Annotated in this window: 13 protein-coding genes and 1 pseudogene; 3 read left to right on the top strand and 11 right to left on the bottom strand. The window is 62.0% G+C overall.

The genetic code is table 11. The features are described from left to right. Window positions 1-46 precede the first annotated feature (46 nt). Entirely contained in the window at window positions 47-907 is an 861-nt protein-coding gene (locus ACYQ47_RS29010; RefSeq protein WP_244827873.1) for a LysR family transcriptional regulator, read from the bottom strand. Between the two features lie 161 nt (window positions 908-1,068). Here ACYQ47_RS29010 and ACYQ47_RS29005 point away from each other — a divergent pair, with 161 nt between their 5' ends. Both ACYQ47_RS29005 and ACYQ47_RS29000 read left to right on the top strand, forming a co-directional pair. Then, window positions 1,069-2,454, top strand: a complete 1,386-nt coding sequence (locus tag ACYQ47_RS29005) for a DHA2 family efflux MFS transporter permease subunit (RefSeq protein ID WP_459908129.1) — start codon at window positions 1,069-1,071, stop codon at window positions 2,452-2,454. Window positions 2,455-2,540: 86 nt separating this feature from the next. Further along, window positions 2,541-3,536, top strand: coding sequence for an aldo/keto reductase (locus ACYQ47_RS29000; protein WP_459908127.1), 996 nt, complete (start codon window positions 2,541-2,543; stop codon window positions 3,534-3,536). Here ACYQ47_RS29000 and rarD read toward each other — a convergent pair whose 3' ends face one another. Then, entirely contained in the window at window positions 3,537-4,412 is an 876-nt protein-coding gene (gene rarD, locus ACYQ47_RS28995) for an EamA family transporter RarD (RefSeq protein ID WP_250492390.1), read from the bottom strand. 258 nt (window positions 4,413-4,670) lie between these two features. Between rarD and ACYQ47_RS28990 the strand changes: the two genes are divergently transcribed. Continuing rightward, window positions 4,671-5,729 (top strand): AI-2E family transporter, encoded by a 1,059-nt coding sequence (locus tag ACYQ47_RS28990; RefSeq protein ID WP_459908125.1) that lies wholly within the window; start codon window positions 4,671-4,673, stop codon window positions 5,727-5,729. A 62-nt stretch (window positions 5,730-5,791) separates the two neighbouring features. Here ACYQ47_RS28990 and ACYQ47_RS28985 read toward each other — a convergent pair whose 3' ends face one another. The 9 genes and pseudogenes from ACYQ47_RS28985 to ACYQ47_RS28945 form a co-directional block, all read right to left on the bottom strand. Then, entirely contained in the window at window positions 5,792-7,315 is a 1,524-nt protein-coding gene (locus tag ACYQ47_RS28985) for a SpoVR family protein (protein ID WP_250492406.1), read from the bottom strand. Window positions 7,316-7,470: 155 nt separating this feature from the next. Continuing rightward, window positions 7,471-8,736, bottom strand: coding sequence for a YeaH/YhbH family protein (locus ACYQ47_RS28980; protein WP_244827878.1), 1,266 nt, complete (start codon window positions 8,734-8,736; stop codon window positions 7,471-7,473). Window positions 8,737-8,920: 184 nt separating this feature from the next. After that, window positions 8,921-10,843 (bottom strand): PrkA family serine protein kinase, encoded by a 1,923-nt coding sequence (locus tag ACYQ47_RS28975; protein ID WP_244827879.1) that lies wholly within the window; start codon window positions 10,841-10,843, stop codon window positions 8,921-8,923. 419 nt (window positions 10,844-11,262) lie between these two features. Beyond that, window positions 11,263-12,023: pseudogene (locus ACYQ47_RS28970) on the bottom strand (2-keto-4-pentenoate hydratase). 152 nt (window positions 12,024-12,175) lie between these two features. After that, a complete protein-coding gene (locus ACYQ47_RS28965) occupies window positions 12,176-13,900 on the bottom strand; it encodes a methyl-accepting chemotaxis protein (RefSeq protein ID WP_459908122.1) in 1,725 nt (574 codons plus the stop codon). 206 nt (window positions 13,901-14,106) lie between these two features. Next, complete coding sequence (gene rbsK, locus ACYQ47_RS28960) at window positions 14,107-15,054, bottom strand: ribokinase (protein WP_250525859.1); 948 nt, start codon at window positions 15,052-15,054, stop codon at window positions 14,107-14,109. Between the two features lie 26 nt (window positions 15,055-15,080). After that, window positions 15,081-16,100, bottom strand: coding sequence for a LacI family DNA-binding transcriptional regulator (locus ACYQ47_RS28955; protein WP_244827883.1), 1,020 nt, complete (start codon window positions 16,098-16,100; stop codon window positions 15,081-15,083). A 235-nt stretch (window positions 16,101-16,335) separates the two neighbouring features. Next, on the bottom strand, window positions 16,336-17,334 hold the full coding sequence (locus tag ACYQ47_RS28950) for an ABC transporter permease (RefSeq protein WP_244827884.1): 999 nt from the start codon (window positions 17,332-17,334) through the stop codon (window positions 16,336-16,338). After that, window positions 17,335-18,924 carry a sugar ABC transporter ATP-binding protein gene (locus ACYQ47_RS28945; protein ID WP_459908118.1) on the bottom strand — a complete coding sequence of 530 codons (1,590 nt, stop codon included), beginning with the start codon at window positions 18,922-18,924 and terminating at the stop codon, window positions 17,335-17,337. Window positions 18,925-18,932: the final 8 nt, after the last annotated feature.

The following is an 18,932-nucleotide window of genomic DNA, read 5'->3' as shown; positions in this document are numbered from 1 at the left end:
CGCCGCACATCTCGCGCCTGCCCTCTTTCGCTTCTGGTCGAAGCGTTCATTCGCCGTCCCATTCGCCGCGCAGGTCGCTGCTTTCGAGCAACTGAAGCAGGGTCTCGGCGGGCCGGCTCAGATGTTTCGCGCCGAACGCGATGAACTCCACCTCCGGCAATCCCGGCAACGCTTCGCGATTCACAGGCGGCGCGAGTCCGCGTCCCGCCAGAAAATGCGAACGCACCGTGAGCCCGAGTCCGCCGCGCGCCGCCGCGATGCAGCCCGCATGGCTGCTGCTCGTGCAGACGGTTTGCCAGCTCGCGCCGGCCATGGCGAGCGCATCGAGTACCACAGCGCGCGTCACGCTCGGCTCGGCGACCAAGATGAGCGGCAAGGGCTGAGTCGTATCGACGATGGTGCCTGGCTTTGCAAGCCACTCCAGTCGGCCGCTGAACAGCCGCGTGCCGCGCGCATCGCCGATACGGCGCTTGCCGACGGCAAGATCGAGTTCGCCAGCATCGACGAGTTGATACAGCCGTCCCGTCATGCCAATCGTGATCTCCAGTTCGACATCCGGATGCGTGTCGCGAAAGGCGGCAAGCACGCTCGGCAGCGGCCCGAGCGCCAGATCGTCCGATGAACCGAGCCGCACGCGTCCGCGCAGCCGCGGCGAACTGAACTGCGATTGCGCATGCGCCATCGCTTCGAGAATCACGCGGGCGTGAACGAGCATGGCTTCTCCGTCGGCCGTGAGCGCGAGAGAATGGGTATCGCGCACGAGGAGCCTTCGTCCGACGCTTTCTTCGAGGCGTCGAATGTGCTCGGAGACGCTCGACTGGCGCAGACCGAGCTGACGGCCGGCGTCGGTAAAGCTGTGCGACGTGGCCACGGTCGCGAAGGTTGTCAGCCAGACGGGATTCAGCATGCGGCATTGTGATCGGAAATCACGATCACAGTCAATGCGGTTAGCGGTCTTCCCGATAGCGCGCGGAGTCGTTAACATTTCACAATGCGCGCTGACGGGCTTTTCACTGGCCTTTCATCAGGCTTTCGCGGCGCGCCGCATCCTGCCACTTCGCCCCTCAAATGAACAAACTGTCATCGCACACGGCTCTACTCTGGATCGTCGCCGTGGGCTTCTTCATGCAGGCGCTGGATACGACCATCGTCAATACGGCGCTGCCGTCCATCGCCCGCGATCTGCACGCGGCGCCGCTCGCGATGCAGTCCATCGTCGTTGCCTACACGCTCACGATGGCGCTTTTCACGCCCGCTTCGGGCTGGCTCGCCGACCGCTTCGGCACGCGGCGCGTGTACTTCGTCGCGATCACGTTGTTCGTGATCGGCTCGCTTGCCTGCGCGAGCGCCCACACGCTCGATCAACTCGTCATGGCGCGCGTGCTGCAAGGCATCGGCGGGTCGATGTTGCTGCCGATCGGCCGCCTTGCCATTCTTCGCACGATGACGGGCGAAGCCTACGTGTCCGCGCTCGCGATGATTTCGGTTGCCGGACAGGTCGGCCCTATTCTCGGTCCGACGCTCGGCGGCTGGTTCGTTCAGTCGTTCACGTGGCACTGGATCTTTCTGATCAACGTGCCGATCGGCGCGGTCGGCCTCTATGCCGTGCGGCGCTTTCTTCCCGACGACGCCATCAGGAACGCGCCGCCTTTCGATTTCGTCGGTTGCGGGCTCTTGTCCCTGTGCATGGTGGCGTTTTCGTTGGCGCTGGATAGTCCGGTGCAAACGCATCGCGGGCTCGTGTCGGCGGCGCTGTTCCTCGTGGCCGCCGTCTCGGCCTTCGCGTATATCCCGTATGCGCGAAGAAAGCGCAATCCGCTCTTTCATCTCGCGCTCTTTCGCGAGCCGAACTTCAGCGTCGGGCTGATCGGCAATCTGGTGTGCCGGATCGGGTCGAGCGCGGTGCCGTTCTTGTTGCCGCTTCTCATGCAGCTCGAACTCGGCTACAGCCCGCTGCATTCCGGCTTGATGATGCTGCCTATCGCGTTCGCGGGCACCTTGTCGAAGCGCTGGATCGCGGGGCTCGTCAAGCGCTACGGCTACGACAATTTTCTGCTGGTGAATACGGCGCTGGTGGGCGCGTCGATCATCGGCTTTGCGTTGTTTTCGCCGTCGCTGCCGCTCGTCGTGGAGATCGCCATTCTCGCGCTCTTCGGCGCCTGCAATTCGATGCAGTTCGCGGCGATGAACAGCGTCACGCTCAAGGGCCTTTCCATCAAGGATGCGGGCAGCGGCAACAGCCTCTTCTCGATGGTACAGATGCTTGCGATCGGCCTTGGCGTGTCGATCGGCGGATCGCTCGTGCAGGTGTTCGAGCATCAGTTCGGCTCGGGCGCGATCGGTTTCAGACTGAGTTTCCTGTGCATGGGCGTGGTGACGTTGCTATCGGGTCTTGTGTTCAGACGGCTCGACAACGCGCCGCGCGCCGCCGCGCCCGCGCCTGCCGCGCACTGATAGCGGCGTGCGCCCGGGTAGCCGCGAGCGCGCGGCACGCATAAAGACTATCCTGTCGATCGCTATTCAACCTCGGGAGCGCAATCGTGCAATATCGCAAATTCGGCAGCACCGGTCTCACCGTCTCGCGTCTCACCCTCGGCACGATGACCTTCGGTTTGCAGACGGAGGAAGACGCGTCGTTCGCCATCATGGATCGCGCGGCCGAGGCGGGCGTCAATTTCATCGACACCGCCAACGTTTATCCGCTTGGCGCGACGAACGACCTCGCGGGCCGCACCGAGGAAATCGTCGGACGCTGGTTGAAGGGCCGGCGGCATCAATACATTCTCGCCACCAAGGCCGTGCACGCGATGGGGCCGCTTACATGGGATCAGGGCGCATCGCGCAAGCATCTGCTCGATGCAATCGACGCGTCGTTGAAGCGTCTCGGCACCGACTACGTCGATCTCTATCAACTGCATAACGACGATCGCGACACGCCGCTCGACGAGATGCTCGAAGCGCTCGATATCATCGTGAGAAGCGGCAAGGCACGCTATGTCGGGGTATCGAATTTTCTGGCGTACAGGCTCGCACGTGCGCTAGGTCGCGCCGATGTACTGCGCACCGCCCGCTTCGTTTCCGTTCAGCCGCGTTATAACCTGCTGTTTCGCCAGATCGAGCGTGAACTGCTGCCGCTGACGGTGGAAGAAGGGCTCGCCGTGATCCCGTATAACCCGCTTGCGGGTGGCTTGCTGACGGGCAAGCACAAGCACGACGCCGCGCCTTCGGACGGACGCTTTACCGCGACGGTCGGCAAGGCGGGAGAAATGTATCAGCAGCGCTACTGGCATGAGCGCGAGTTCCAGACCATCGAAAAGCTGAAAGATGTGGCGAAGGAAAACGGCCGGTCGCTTGCGAGCACATCGCTTGCATGGGTGCTGGCGAATCCGGCGGTGACCTCGGCGATCATCGGTGCAAGCCGCGTCGAACAGCTCGACGAGACGCTCGCGACAGTGGATCAGCCGATCGATGCCGAACTCAAGGCGAAGCTCGACGATCTGACGGTGGAGTACCGATGGGGTGACGCGTTGCGTTGATCACCCTCGCCCCGGCCGCGCCCGATACAAGCCTTCGAGCGAATAAATCGCCAACGCCGCCCAGATCGCGCCATAGCCGATCAGACGGTCATGCCCGAACGCCTCCTGATAAATCACCACGCCGATGAGCAACTGCAGCGTCGGCGTGATGTACTGAATCAGGCCGAGCATCGACAAGGGAATGCGCCGCGCGCCGGCCGCGAACAGCAGCAACGGCACGGCGGTGATCGGCCCGGCCGCCGCGAGAAGCACCTCGATGCCCACGGACGCATCCAGGAAACCGCTATGTCCGTTCGCGCCGAGCACGAATAAATAAAGCAGCGCGACAGGACACAGCAACATGGTTTCGAGCGTGAGCCCTTCGAGCGCGCCGAGCTTCGCCGTCTTGCGCAACAATCCGTAGCCGCCGAAAGTCAACGCGAGCGCGAGACTGATCCAGGGCGGCGCGCCGTTCACCCAGGTGAGCCACAGCACGCCGAGCGCGGCGATGACAACGGAGAACCACTGCATCGGCCGTAACCGCTCGTGCAGGAAGGCCATTCCGAACAGCACGTTGACGAGCGGATTGATGAAGTAGCCAAGACTTGCCTCGACGATTCGCCCATCGTTTACCGCCCAGATGTAAATGCCCCAGTTCGTCGATAGCAACACGGCGCTCGCCGCGAAGCGCGCAAGCAGACGTTTGTCGCGCAGCACCGGGCCGAGCCAGCGCCACTGACGCCGCACCGTCAGGACGATGAAGAGGAAGATCAGCGACCAGGCCATGCGGTGCGCAAGCATCTCTAGCGCGCTAATCGAATGCAACGCCTTGAAGTAGATCGGAAACAGGCCCCAAAGCGCGAAGGCCGCGAATGCGTAGACGACACCAGGATTCATTGTTCGATACATAAAGCGCACCGTGGCACGCACGTGGAACGCGCATTGCTCTTGCATCCGGCTCGATTGAAACCGGAAGCGGTCCGCAAGGAATGAAAGCCGGATTTTAGTCGAGAGCGGTGTCAATGGTTGAACGCTGACCGAACCGCCGGTCTAAACAGCGCTCCAATGCAGTGCATGAATGACGTCGGCAGCCGCGTGCTAGCATGCGCGAACTCGAGCGGCGCTGCCCGCTCCCCTTCCGCTTAACCGGTCCCAATGAATAATCAGTCCGTCCATCAAAGCTTCTTTCATATCCTGTTGTTCGTCGTCACGCTCGCGCTTGCGTGGGTGCTCCTGCCTTTCTTCGGCGCGATCTTCTGGGGCGCGATTCTCGCTATCCTGTTTCAGCCAATGCAGCGCTGGCTCACCGTGCGCTTCGGCAAGCGGCGCAACCTCGCCGCGATGACGACGTTGGCTGCGGCGATTCTCATCGTCATCATCCCGTTGGCCGTGGTGGCCGTGACGCTCGTGCAGGAAATCGCGCTTGTCTACGCGCGCATCAAGAGCGGCGACCTGAATTTCGGAGTGTACTTTCAGCACGTGCTGCATGCGCTGCCGACTTCGGTGCAGCAGATGCTCGGGCGCTACGGTCTTGACGATATCCCTGGCATCCAGCGTCGACTCATGGAAGGCGCGGCGCAGATCAGTCAGTTCGCGGCGGCGCAGGCGTTGTCCATTGGCCAGAACACGTTCCAGTTCGTCGTGAGCTTCGGCGTCATGCTGTATCTGGTGTTTTTCCTGCTGCGCGATGGCGGCGAGATCGGCCGGCGCATCCGTCGCGCCTTGCCGCTCGATCCGGCGCCGAAGCAGCATCTGATCGCGAAGTTCACGACCGTCGTGCGTGCGACGGTCAAGGGCAATATCGCGGTCGCCGCCGCGCAGGGTTTGCTGGGCGGGCTCATCTTCTGGATTCTCGGGATCAACGGCTCGCTCTTGTGGGGCGTGCTGATGGCGTTTCTCTCGCTCCTGCCCGCGGTCGGCGCGGCGCTGGTCTGGGCGCCCGCGGCGATCTACTTCTTCGCGACCGGCCAGATCTGGCAAGGGCTCGTGCTGGTTGGATTTTGCGTGGTCGTGATCGGTCTCGTGGATAACGTCCTGCGTCCGATTCTCGTCGGCAAGGACACGAAGATGCCTGACTGGGTCGTGCTCATTTCGACGCTCGGCGGCATGGCGCTTTTCGGCATCAATGGCTTCGTGATCGGGCCGCTGGTTGCGGCGCTCTTCATGGCAAGCTGGGACATCTTCACGCAAGACGAGGAAGGCAAGGAAATCTGAAGCCTGCTTCGGACAAGAAAAAAACGGCTCCGCGAGGAGCCGTTTTTCTTTAAAGCTACCGATCAGCGCGCGTGATTCGGCGGCGTGTACCGACAGTCGAAGCGCTTTCTCACCGTGCCATTTTCATCGACGCTCTCCAGATAAACGTCGAACTGCCACAAGCGCGCCATGTGCTTGAGCACTTCGTCGCTGTCGTTCGACAGATGCCGGTTGTCCGTCATGAAGTGGCGCAGCGTGAGACTGCGGTCGCCGCGCGTGTTTACCGAATAGACCTGAATGTTCGGCTCGCGATGATGTATGTCGTATTGGCGCGACAACGCCTGCCGCACATAGCGATACCCGCTGCCGTCGTGAATGGCCGAGACTTCGAGCGAATCGCGCATGTCGTCGTCGAGAATCGAGAAGAGGCGCATTTCCCGGATCAGATGCGGCGACAAATACTGCGCGATAAAGCTCTCGTCCTTGAAGTTGCGCATGGCGTAGTGCAGCGATTCGAGCCAGTCGCTACCGGCGAGTTCGGGGAACCACTCGCGATCTTCATCCGTCGGGTTTTCGCAAATGCGGCGAATGTCGCTCATCATCGAAAAGCCGAGCGCGTACGGGTTGATGCCGCTGTAATACGGCTTCGTGACGGGCGGCTGATACACCACGTTGCTGTGCGAATGCAGGAACTCCATCATGAAGCCGTCTTCGAGCCGGCCTTCGTTATAGAGCGTGTTGAGCAGCGTGTAGTGCCAGAACGTGGCCCAGCCTTCGTTCATCACCTGCGTCTGCCGCTGCGGATAAAAATACTGCCCGACCTTGCGCACGATACGAATGACTTCGCGCTCCCACGGCTCGAGCAGCGGCGCGTTCTTTTCCGCGAAGTACAGCAAGTTTTCCTGCGGCTCCGGTGGATAACGGCTTTCGATTTCCTCGGCGGACTGTGCCTTGCGATTCGGCAAGGTGCGCCAGAGTTCGTTGACTTGCGACTGCAGATATTGCTCGCGTTCACGCCGCATCGCGGCTTCCTTCGCAAGCGAAAGTTTCTGCGGGCGCTTGTAGCGATCGACGCCGTAATTCATCAGCGCATGGCAGGAATCGAGCAGTTCCTCGACGCGATCCAGCCCGAAGCGCTCCTCGCATTCGGCGATGTAATTCTTCGCATACACGAGATAGTCGATGATCGCGTGCGCGTCGGTCCAAAGCCGAAAGAGGTAATTGCCCTTGAAGAAGGAGTTGTGCCCGTAGGCCGCGTGCGCGATGACGAGCGCCTGCATCGTCATCGTGTTCTCTTCCATGAGGTACGCAATGCATGGGTTCGAATTGATGACGATCTCATACGCGAGACCCATCTGCCCGCGCCGATAGCTTTTCTCGGTCGACAAGAAGTGCTTGCCGAACGACCAGTGCCGATAATTCACCGGCATGCCGACGGAGGCATAAGCATCCATCATCTGTTCGGCGCTGATGATTTCGAGCTGAATGGGATAGACGTCGAGCCCGTATCGGTTGGCGACGCGCGATATCTCGGCGTCGTATTCCTCGATCATCTCGACGGTCCAGTCGGACGGGCACGGCAGCGGCCGCTTTTCTGCAACATTCATCCTGCCTTCCTTGTGCGTCTCCTCGGACGCCTTGTCTTCGACTACTTCCTTGTCTGCTTCCTTCCCTTCTTCCAGTTCCAACGTCGATGCAACCGCACGATCGTCCGTGCCATCCGGTTGAGCCTTGCGCGCTTCCTTCTGCACATTCCGTTTCGTCATGCAGCCGCCTGTTGCTTTTCGAAGAGTTCGCGGAACACGGGGTAGATGTCCGCGGCGGAGTCCACCTTCTTCATGGCCAGTTCAGGCGCGCCGAGCGCAAGTTGCGCATATTCCACCCACAGATTTTGCTCTTCTGGCGCAACTTGAATATAGGCGAAATAACGTACCTTCGGCAGGATGTCGTCCGAAAGGAGCTTGCGGCACTTGGGGGAATCGTCGGTCCAGTTGTCGCCGTCCGATGCTTGCGCGCCGTAAATGTTCCATTCTGTCGGCGAATAACGCTCGTCCATGATTTTCTTCATGAGTTCGAGCGCGCTCGACACCACGGTGCCGCCGCTTTCGGTCGAATGGAAGAAAGTGTCTTCGTCCACTTCCTCGGCTCGCGTGTGATGGCGGATGAACACCACTTCGATTTTCTCGTAGTTCCGCTGCAGGAACAGGTAAAGGAGAATGAAGAAGCGCTTGGACAAGTCCTTGCGCTGCTCGTCCATGGAGCCGGAAACGTCCATCAGACAGAACATGACCGCCTTGCTCGACGGCGTGGGCTGCTTGACGCGATTCACATATCGCAGATCGAATGGGTCGATGAACGGGATACGCGTGATCCGGCCCTGCAGGATCACGATGTCCGCTTCCAACCGCGCGATGTCTTCGGGATCGGCGTTATCGCTCTTGAGTGCTTCGAGCTGACGTTCCATCTCGCGCAGTTGCGCGGTGAGCGGCATGCCGAGCGCGATACGCCGCCCGAGCGCGCTCCTCAGCGAACGCACCACGTCGATGTTGTTCGGCGTACCTTCCGCCGCCCAGCCCGCACGCACGTTCTTCCACGTGGGCACCGCGAGCAGTTGCGTCTTCACGAGACGCGGCAGTTCGAGATCGTCGAAGAAGTACTGCATGAATTCTTCGCGCGACAGTTCGAACACGAAGTCGTCCTGGCCCTCGCCTTCGTTGCTCGCGCTTTTGCCGCCGCCGCCCGAACCGCCTTGCGGACGCGGAATCTTGTCGCCGCGAATATAGTCAGCGTTGCCCGGATGAACATACTCGCGCTTGCCGCCCGGTCCATGACGGAACGAGGGCTCGGCGATATCCTTCTTGGGGATGGTGATGCTCTGAGTGCTCTGAATATCCTTGATGCTGCGATCGCGCACCGCGTCCGAAACCGCGCGGCGAATGTAGTTCTTGACGCGTCGCAGAAAGCGCTCGCGATTGGCGATGCTCTTGTTCTTACCAGCTAACCTGCGGTCGATGATCTGGTGCAGCACATTCAGTCTCCCGCGTTGATGGCGAGGATGCGAGGCGCTGCGCGAGCCTTGGGCCTGCCGCGAAGGGCATGCCAGCGTCTCTCTCTCGCAAAGTGCCCGCTTTGCCGCTCAGGAAGTCACACCTTGCGGCGCAAACTTCGGTCCCGAGCGGCGCGGACCTACATTACAGCATGCCGCCTCCTGCTTACGACGACTTGCGCACGCGCAGATACCAGTCGCAGAGCAGCCGGACCTGCTTCGGCGTGTAGCCCTTCGCGACCATGCGATTGACGAAGTCTTCATGCTTGCGTTGCTCTTCGGCCGAACCTTTCGCATTGAATGAAATGACCGGCAGAAGTTCTTCGGTGTTCGAGAACATTTTCTTCTCGATCACCACCCGCAGCTTCTCATAACTGATCCACGCCGGGTTCTTGCCGCCATTGGCCGCCCGCGCACGCAATACGAAGTTCACGATCTCGTTGCGGAAATCCTTCGGGTTGCTGATGCCTGCCGGCTTTTCGATCTTTTCCAGTTCCGCATTGAGCGAGGCACGGTCGAAACTTTCACCGGTATCGTGATCGCGGAACTCCTGGTCCTGAATCCAGAAGTCGGCATACGTCACGTAACGGTCGAAGATGTTCTGCCCATACTCCGAATACGATTCCAGATAAGCAGTCTGAATTTCCTTGCCGATGAATTCGGCGTAGCGCGAAGCCAGCACGTCCTTGATGAACGACAGATACTTCTGCTCCGTCTCCGGCGGAAACTGTTCGCGCTCGATCTGCTGTTCAAGCACGTACATGAGATGCACCGGATTCGCCGCGACTTCCGACGAGTCGAAGTTGAAGACGCGCGACAAGATCTTGAACGCGAAGCGCGTGGACACGCCCGTCATGCCTTCGTCCACACCGGCAAAGTCGCGGTACTCCTGATACGACTTCGCCTTCGGGTCCGTGTCCTTGAGGTTCTCGCCGTCGTACACCTGCATCTTCGAAAAGAGGCTGGAGTTTTCAGGTTCAGCCAAACGCGTGAGCACGGCCATCTGCGCCATCATCTTGAGCGTGCCGGGCGCGCATACCGCCTCGGCCAGCGACGAGTTACGCAGAAGCTTTTCGTAGATCTTGACCTCTTCGCCGTAGCGCAGGCAATACGGCACCTTCACGACGAAAATACGATCGAGCAGTGCCTCGTTGTTCTTGTTGTTGCGGAACGCCTTCCACTCCGACTCGTTCGAGTGAGCGAGAATCACGCCGTCGAAAGGGATCGCGCCGAAGCCTTCCGTGCCCTTGAAGTTGCCTTCCTGCGTAGCGGTCAACAACGGGTGCAACACCTTGATCGGCGCCTTGAACATTTCGACGAATTCGAGCATGCCCTGATTGGCGAGGCACAGGCCACCCGAATAGCTGTATGCGTCCGCGTCGTCTTGCGAATAGGTTTCGAGCTTGCGGATATCCACCTTGCCGACGAGCGAGGAGATGTCCTGATTGTTCTCGTCGCCAGGCTCGGTCTTGGCAATGCCGATCTGACGAAGAATGGAAGGATAGCGACGCACCACGCGGAACTTGCGGATGTCGCCGTTGTACTCGTGCAGGCGCTTCACGGCCCACGGAGACAAGATGCTCTTGAGATAGCGGCGCGGAATGCCGTATTGCTCCTCGAGCACGGGACCATCTTCGTCGTAATCGAAGAGGCCAAGCGGTGATTCGTTGACGGGCGAGCCCTTGATCGAATAGAACGGGACGCGCTCGGCAAGCTGCTTCAAACGTTCGGCGATCGACGACTTGCCGCCGCCCACCGGACCCAGCAGATACAGGATCTGCTTCTTCTCTTCCAGACCCTGCGCCGCGTGCCGGAAATACGACACGACGTTCTCGATCACTTCCTCCATTCCGTAGAACTCACGGAATGCCGGATACACCTTGATGACCTTGTTCGCAAACACACGCGAAAGCCGCGGGTCGAGTCTCGTGTCGACGAACTCGGGTTCCCCGATGGCCGTCAACATACGTTCGCCCGCTGTTGCATATGTGGCAGGATCTTCCTTGCAGAGCGCGAGATACTCTTCGAGCGAGAATTCCTCCTCGCGGGTTTTTTCGAAGCGGGTCGCGAAACTGCTGTAGATATCCATGCTACCTCCTCGCCGAAGTCAGAAAGCTATGCCGTGCGCAACGCGCGTAATCGAAACGACATCGCTTGAATTCATCCTAAACCCTTTCGAATTTTTTTTCACGCACTTGCGAAGCTATCCATCTGAGAAGAAGTGCTAGCTACACGAATTATTTTCGGTGCCCTACAATCCTCATCCCAATCTCCTCTTTTGCACATGGTCTTGTGCGGCGTTCTCGCCGCCTGTACGCATGACCGCGCTTTTGTCACTCATACCCTGCCTTCATCCGCCAGCATCGTGGGGCGCCGCACGCTGTTGTTTCCATCTCATGACTCATACGTGCGCGCATGCATGTCAGATGCAATAACGCGGCTGTCGTGACAATAACCGCGCGTGGCGTGTGGACTCTATGAACGCGTGGTGCGACGTGACATGAAGCGTCAGGTAAGAACGAGTTCGAGCTCGCCGATGCGGTCGATCGCGCCATGCACCATCGCGGGACCTTCCACGCGATAAGCGCCCGTATAAGAACCCGTGGTGATGGTCCAGAACGGTTCGACCGTCAGCCCCATGCGCGAACAATGATTGACGAGCCACGGCAGCAAGACGCGGGGATCGCCCGCTGGATTGCCTTGCGCGGCCGGAGCAATCGGCAGGCCATCGAGCGTCAATTCGATACGCGGCGACAAGAAGTCGAAGCCCGCCGATACGACCTCATAAGGCTCCATGCCGCTCACGATGACGCGCCGTTGTTCTGCGAATCGGCAAGTTGCGCGAGTGGGTCGACGTTGGGCCATTGCGCGAGGCGGCTATCGACGATTTCGAGTGCGACGGCCATGCCGCCCAGTGCGTCGAGGACTTCGGCGTGGCTGTAAGGGTCGCTACGCGGCGGCAGCGCGTAGGCGAAGCGAAACGCTATTTCGAGTTCCACCAGTACGTGAAAAAACGAGTCGAACGCGAGCCGCGCAGGCGATACATGCACGAGGTCTGCATCGATGGGTGCGCCTGCGGCGAGCGCATCGGGCGCGCGGGCGCCGATCTTCCATGCGCCGATGCGCGCGTTTGCCGCACGCAGCGTCTCGTGCTGAATGGCATAGGCCGTGGGCGCGTCTACGGGAATGTCGCGCGGCGCAAGCGTCTCGATGCTCCGATGCTGCCGGCGCGCTTCCACGAGCTGTGCGGCGAGTGTCGATCCGGTCATGTCGATAGTCCTCGTATGCAAGATGATGCGGTGGCATCAGTGTACGGGGACGCGCTCGATGATGGCGACAGGTGCGTCTTGCGTTCGCACCTCCGGCTTTAGACTTGGCGCCGCCATGCGCGCGACGGCGAAGTTCCGTTACCGCAGCGGGCTCAAAACGTCTCCCAATCCCCGCTTGCAGCCGCCACTGCAACCGCCGGCGTGGCAGCCGGCTTTGCTGCCTGCGAAGGCTTGGCGGGGACGGGGCGCTTGCTTGCCGCCACAGCCGCTGGCTTGCGCGTAACGCGCCTGGTGGCGCTCACCGAAGTCGAAGCCAAAGGCGCATCCGCGCTGAAACCCTCATTTACCTGAAACACCGCAACCGCCTGACGCAAACGTCCCGCCTGATCTTCCAGCGATTGCGCCGCTGCCGCCGCTTCCTCGACGAGCGCGGCATTCTGCTGCGTCACTTCGTCCATCTGCGTGACCGCGAGCGACACCTGGTCGATACCACTCGACTGCTCCTCCGACGCCGCCGCGATCTCGCCCATGATGTCGGTCACGCGCTGCACCGCGCCGATGATCTCGTTCATCGTGCGGCCCGCTTCATCGACGAGCGTGGTGCCCGACTGCACGCGCGCCACCGAGGTATCGATCAACTCCTTGATTTCCTTCGCCGCCGCCGACGAACGCTGTGCAAGCGAGCGCACTTCGCCCGCGACCACCGCGAAGCCGCGCCCTTCCTCGCCCGCGCGGGCCGCTTCCACGGCTGCGTTGAGCGCGAGAATGTTGGTCTGGAACGCAATGCCCTCGATGATCGTGATGATGTCCGCGATCTTCGACGAACTGCGGTTGATCTCGCCCATGGTATCGACGACCTGCATGACGACCGTGTTGCCCTTGCCCGCGATCTCCGACGCGTTGGCCGCGAGCGCGCTTGCCTGACGCGCATTGTCGGCGTTCTGACGGACCGTGCCGGTCAGCTCTTCCATGCTCGACGCGGTTTCCTGCAACGCGGATGCTTGTTCCTCGGTACGCGACGACAAATCGGTATTGCCGGCGGCGATCTGCTGTGTGGCCGACGCGATCGATTCGCTGCCCGAGCGCACGGTGCGAACCGTCGTCAGAAGGCTTGCGCGCATCTTGGCGAGTCCTTCGAGCAATTGCCCCATTTCGTCGCGCGAAGTGACCACGACTTCACGGCGCAGGTCGCCCGCGGCAATCGCCTCGAAATGGCCGAGCGCGGCTTCGAGCGGGCGCGCGATGGCGCGTCGGAGCGAAACCCACGCGAACGCCGCCGCGGCCAGCCCGAGCGCGATGGCAGACATCGCGACCGCGCGGAACCACAGAAACTGGCTCTGCGCGTCTTCGTAGCTCTTGTGCGAGGACTCGGACAGAAACTTGCGCAGCGTTTCGTTGGCGTTGGCGTAATCGTTGTAGATCGCCTGCATCGACTTGGCGGAAGCGATGATCGCGTCGTGGTCGTTGGCGGCAACGGCCTGGAGGCCCTTGTCGAGCTCACGCTGCAGTTCGAGACGTTTGGCCTGCGCCGCTTCCGCGAGGCGCGCTTCGCCGGGCTCTTGCGGGAGCGCCGTGTATTGCTTCCAGAAGCCATCGGCGCGCTCGCGCATGAGGCGTGAACGCTCGATGGTCGCCGCGACTTCCGCCGTGCCCGCGAGCAGCGCGCCGCGATCGAACACGAGCCGTTCGCGCATGGCGTACATCTCGGTGTTGCCGACGGCGATGGCGCTCGGCATCTGATTCGAGTAGGTATCGAGAAACGCGGTGTTCGAGTGATTCATGCCGCTGAGGCCGAGCGCCCCGATGGCGATCAGCAGCGCGCCGAGAAACGCCATCGAGATGCCGATGCGCGCCTTGATGGTCAAAGCCTTGTTCATGTGTCGTCCCATGCCGCTCGTCAATGCGGTCGTAGCCAGGTGAGGGCCGGCGCGCGCGGAGAGTCGCCGCAACCGATTCGCGTAGCGGCGCTTCTGCGCTCGCTCACTATGTAAACGGCGCGAAAGGGACTGGCTTGAGGATATTTATTTCATCAGATGAAAAGAACGGCGCAAGCTACGCGCCGGTTTTCAGCGAAACTGAACACTTATGCGGAAATTTCGCTGCGATGCGGAATCGAAGGCTGTGCGCCCTCACGCGTGACCGCAAGCGCGGCGGCGCGCTGGCCGAAACCGATGGCGTCGAGGACCGCCGAGCCGCGCGCGAGTTCCGCGGCAAATCCGCCGATGAAGGTATCGCCCGCAGCGGTGGTATCGACAGCCTGCACTTTCGGCGAAGGCAAGTGCTGGCCACCGTCGTCGCCGTTACCGTCTGATTCGAGCAGCGCGAAGACGCCCTGCCCACCGAGCGTCACGATCACGTTGCGCGCGCCTTTTTGCCGGAGCGCGTGCGCGGCGCGGCGCGCATCGTCGGGTGTGGAAATGGCAATGCCCGACAGCGTCGCGGCTTCGAGTTCGTTCGGAATCAGATAATCGACGAGGCCGAACCAGTCGGCCGGCAACTCGTTCGCGGCGGGCGCGGGGTTGAGGATGGTCGTGCGCTGCAGGCGCCGGCCGGCGGCAAGCGCCGCGCGCACCGTGTCCGGTGGGGTTTCCAGCTGGCAAACGATTACGTCGGCGCGCGCAAGAAGCGCCTCTTGAGACGCGATGCTCTCGGGCGTCACCTGCGCGTTGCTGCCCGCCACGATCACGATGGCGTTCTGGCTCGCATCGTCGACGATGATGAGCGCGACACCCGTTGGCGCGTCGGTGCTGAGAGCCACCGTGGCGCAGTCGATGCCTTCCGCCTCGAGACTCGTCTTGAGCGTCGCACCGTTGCTGTCGTCGCCAACGCAGCCGATCATCGCGACCTCCGCGCCCAGACGCGCGGCCGCCACCGCCTGATTACCGCCCTTGCCGCCCGGCACTTGCGCGAACGCGTGGCCTGCGAGCGTCTCGCCGGGTTTCGGCAGACGCGGCGCGCGTGCGACCAGATCCATGTTCAGACTGCCGACCACGGTGACGCGGCCTTGCTTGGCTATTGACTTGTCGCTCATTACGCTCCTTGTGTTGCTTCCAACTTCTATCCGGCGCGTCGCGCCTCGTGCACGACCGCCGTCGATTCGCGCCGCACGAGACGCGGTGCCACGACGCGCCGCCGCGTATTGCCCGCGAGCTTGCCGGTGATCCGCTCGATCAGCGTTTGCGCGGCCATTTCGCCGAGCGCGCGCACCGACTGTCCGACGGTAGAGAGCGCGGGATACGTGTACCGCGAGAGTTCGACATCGTCGAAACCGATGATCGAGCAATCCGTCGGCACGTTGATATGGCGTTCCGCGGCCGCCCGCAATGCACCGATGCCCATCATGTCGTTGCACGCGAAAATGGCCGTCGGCTTCATCGAGTCGAACAGTTGCGATGCTGCCGCGTAACCGCCTGTCGCCGAGAAATCGCTCTGCACGATCGCGTTCGGCTCGATCTCGATACCGCGTTCGGCCATCGCGCGAATGAAGCCATGCAGACGCATAGCGCTCACCGCCGTCGCGACCGGCCCGGTAATGCAGCCGATCTCCGAATGCCCGAGTTGCAGCAGATGCCGCGTGGCGAGATACGCGCCCTTCTCGTGATCGATCTGCACGAGATCGGCCGTGACGCCTTCGATATTCCGGTCAACGATCACGAGCGGTTCGCGCGATCCAGAAAGGCTGTGCGCGAGCACCGAATCCTCACCCGCCGATGCAATGACCAGCCCGTCGATGCGCTTTTCCTGCAGCACGCGCAGGTAGTGGCGCTGCTTCGCGGGATCGTCGTCCGAATTGCAGAAGAATACGCAATAGCCGTTCTTCGCGCAGCCGTCCTCGACGCCGCGCGCGAGTTCCGCGAAATAAGGGTTCGTCGCGTTCGGCACCAAGAGGCCGATGGTCGCGGTGGACTTCGCCTTCAGCGAACGCGCGACGGCCGAGGGCACGTAATCGAGTTCACGAATTGCCCGTTCTACCTTCGCCCTGACATCGGCCGATACCGGCCTCGAATTGTTGACCACATGGGACACCGTCGTAAACGACACCCCGGCAATGGCTGCCACGTCTTTTATCGTCGCCATACATCGTCCTTCGCTATCTTTGTGCTGCTGCTCTCTTATTTGAAATAGGCGTTCGGTGCGCACTGGCCTCGCGTGCGCTTTTTGGTTTCGCTGTTCCCGTCAGCTACGGCGTAATGCTGCCGCTTCCCCGATCGCCCTGGTCTTTGCTGCATGCTGCCTGTCATCCCGGCGCGCCCCGTGCGCGCCGTACTGCCTTACCCTTTGCTCCTTGGTCGAATTCGCCTGGCGCTCCCCGTCAAGCCCGCTTACGCCTGCTGCGATACGTGTCGAGCACGACCGCCACCACGATCACCGCCCCGGTGATGATGCGCTTGGTCGGTTCGTTCGCGCCGATCTGCGCGAGCCCCGCCGCCAGCACGGAAATGATCAAGACCCCGAAGAACGTGCTGATGACCGAGCCGCGCCCGCCCATCAGACTCGTTCCGCCGATCACCACCGCCGCGATCACCTGCAACTCCAGCCCCGCGCCGCCGTTAGGGTCGGCGGCTTCGAGGCGCGAAATCTGAAATAGCGCGGCGAGCCCGGAGAGAGCGCCCATCAACGCGAAAACGATTACCTTGTAAGGACGCGGATTCACGCCCGCAAGCCGCACGGCTTCCTCGTTCGTGCCTATTCCTACGAGATATCGGCCAAAAACCGTCCGAGTCAAGACCAGGTGCGCAATTATCATCACGGCGACCGCAATCACGAACGACGGCGAAATGCCGAAAGCGATCGGATTCGACAGAAAATCGAAGGCGTCGCCGATATACGCGGTCCGCGAATTGGTCATCTGGTAGGCGACGCCGCGCGCCGCTTCCAGCACGCCGAGCGACACGATGAACGACGGAATGCGCCACGCCACCGTGACGAGCCCGGTCAGCGTGCCCGTCAGCGCGGCGGCGGCCATGCCCATCAGCGCGGACGGCAACGCGGGCCAATGCCACTTCAACGCGGCGACGCTCACGACCGATGCGCCGAGCGCCAGGACCGACCCCACCGACAAGTCGATTCCCGCGATGATCAACACGAAGGTCATGCCCACCGACATCACGACCAGATCCGGAATCTGGTTGGCGATGGTGCTGAACGTCTCGTAGGTGAGGAAGTGCGAACTCAGCACCGAAAACAGCGCGATCATCGCGGCGAGCGCGCCGACGAGACCGAGGTAATTCGAAAAGCCGAGCCGCGTGCCGATGCCCTTCGGACTCTTCGGCGCATCGGCTGGCAGATTGGCTTGAGTCTGACCGGTCATTCAGTGCTCCACTTTTTGGTCCTGTTCGGGCGGCTTCGCGTCCGGCGCGAGCGGCTCGTGCAGCATGGCTTCGCGTTTCGCATAGCCCGCGAAGGCTGCGGCAAGCAGCGCATCCTGCGTCCAGTGGGCGCGCTCGAACACGCCCGTCATCCGTCCCGCCGACATCACGCCGATACGGTCGCAAATCAGCATGAGTTCGCGCAGATCGCTCGACACGACCACGAGCGCGCGTCCTTCGCGCGCCAGTGCGCCCATGAGCCCGTAGATATCGAACTTCGCGCCCACGTCGATGCCGCGCGTCGGTTCGTCGAACAGGAGCACGGTGCAGTCGCGGGCGAGCCAGCGGCCGATCACCACTTTCTGCTGATTGCCGCCCGACAGTTCCGAGACGGCCTGCGCCGGCCCGGATGTGCGGATACGCATGGCGTCGATCTGCGTCTGCGCGAGCGCGGCTTCGCGCTTCGTGTCGATCACGCCGTGACGCGACACCGCGTCGAGATTACCCAGTGAAACGTTCGCAGCGATAGGCAAGCCAAGCAGCAGGCCCTCGCCCTTGCGGTCCTCCGTGATGAGCGCGATGCCGTGCTTCACCGCATCCGACGGCGAATTCACGGCAACGGGCCGCAACGCCTGCCCGCCGTGCGCAATCGAGACCGTGCCGGAATCCGCGCGATCCGCGCCGTAAATCAGGCGCATGAGCTCGGTGCGGCCTGCGCCAATCAGCCCGCTCACCCCGAAAATCTCGCCCGCCTTCACTTCGAAGGAGACGTCGCGCACCACGCTGCCGCGCGTCATGCCGGCGACCTTCAGCGCCACGCCGCCGATTCTTCTTTCGCCCAGGTCGATACGCTCGCCGAGTTCGCGTCCGACCATCAGCGTCACGAGCCGATCGCTCGACAGTTCGGCCATGGGTCCGAGATGCACGAGACGCCCGTCGCGCAGCACGGCCGCGCGCTCGGCAACGCGGCGCAATTCCTCGAGCCGGTGCGAGATGTACACGAGCGCGACGCCGCGCGCTTTCAGGCGGTCGATCTGCTCGAACAGCAAATCGACTTCGCGCGCGGTGAGCATGGCGGTCGGTTCATCGAGGATCAGCACGCGGCAATCGCCGATCAGGTTGCGCGCGATCTCCACCATTTGCTGATGCCCGATGCCGAGCGCACCCACGAGCGTGTCCGGGTCGATGGCGTCGAGCCCGACTTGCGCCATTGCGTGGCGCGCATCTTCCGCGAGCTTCTTGCGGTCGATCCAGCCAAAGCCGCCTTTTTTCGGCAGGCGGTTGAGAAACAGGTTTTCCGCAATCGACAAAGTCGAAAGCAGATTCAGCTCCTGCATGACCATGCGCACGCCGAGCGCTTCGGCCTCGGTGCGGCTTTGCGGCGTGTACGGCTTGCCGGCGAGCGTCATCGTGCCGGCCGTGGGGTTCACCAGCCCGCCGATGATCTTCGACAAGGTGCTCTTGCCCGCGCCGTTCTCGCCCGTCAGCGCGAGCGCTTCGCCCGGCACGAGGTCGAGGGTGACGTCCGCGAGCACCGGCTCGACATAGGTCTTGCCGACGCCGCTGACTGTCAGCACGCTGGCATCGTTCACGTCGTTCG

The organism is Caballeronia sp. HLA56 (assembly GCF_054655155.1).
The sequence above is the reverse complement of the archived record's forward strand: the minus strand, read 5'-3'. Positions and strand labels throughout refer to the sequence as shown.

Bases quoted from the DNA above. Each gene is read 5' to 3' on its own strand.
- ACYQ47_RS28965 (WP_459908122.1), bottom strand. From the start codon at position 13,900: ATGAACAAGGCTTTGACCATCAAGGCGCGCATCGGCATCTCGATGGCG.
- ACYQ47_RS28985 (WP_250492406.1), bottom strand. From the start codon at position 7,315: ATGAATGTTGCAGAAAAGCGGCCGCTGCCGTGCCCGTCCGACTGGACC.
- ACYQ47_RS29005 (WP_459908129.1), top strand. From the start codon at position 1,069: ATGAACAAACTGTCATCGCACACGGCTCTACTCTGGATCGTCGCCGTG.
- rarD (WP_250492390.1), bottom strand. From the start codon at position 4,412: ATGAATCCTGGTGTCGTCTACGCATTCGCGGCCTTCGCGCTTTGGGGC.
- ACYQ47_RS28955 (WP_244827883.1), bottom strand. From the start codon at position 16,100: ATGGCGACGATAAAAGACGTGGCAGCCATTGCCGGGGTGTCGTTTACG.
- ACYQ47_RS29010 (WP_244827873.1), bottom strand. From the start codon at position 907: ATGCTGAATCCCGTCTGGCTGACAACCTTCGCGACCGTGGCCACGTCG.
- rbsK (WP_250525859.1), bottom strand. From the start codon at position 15,054: ATGAGCGACAAGTCAATAGCCAAGCAAGGCCGCGTCACCGTGGTCGGC.
- ACYQ47_RS28950 (WP_244827884.1), bottom strand. From the start codon at position 17,334: ATGACCGGTCAGACTCAAGCCAATCTGCCAGCCGATGCGCCGAAGAGT.
- ACYQ47_RS28975 (WP_244827879.1), bottom strand. From the start codon at position 10,843: ATGGATATCTACAGCAGTTTCGCGACCCGCTTCGAAAAAACCCGCGAG.
- ACYQ47_RS28990 (WP_459908125.1), top strand. From the start codon at position 4,671: ATGAATAATCAGTCCGTCCATCAAAGCTTCTTTCATATCCTGTTGTTC.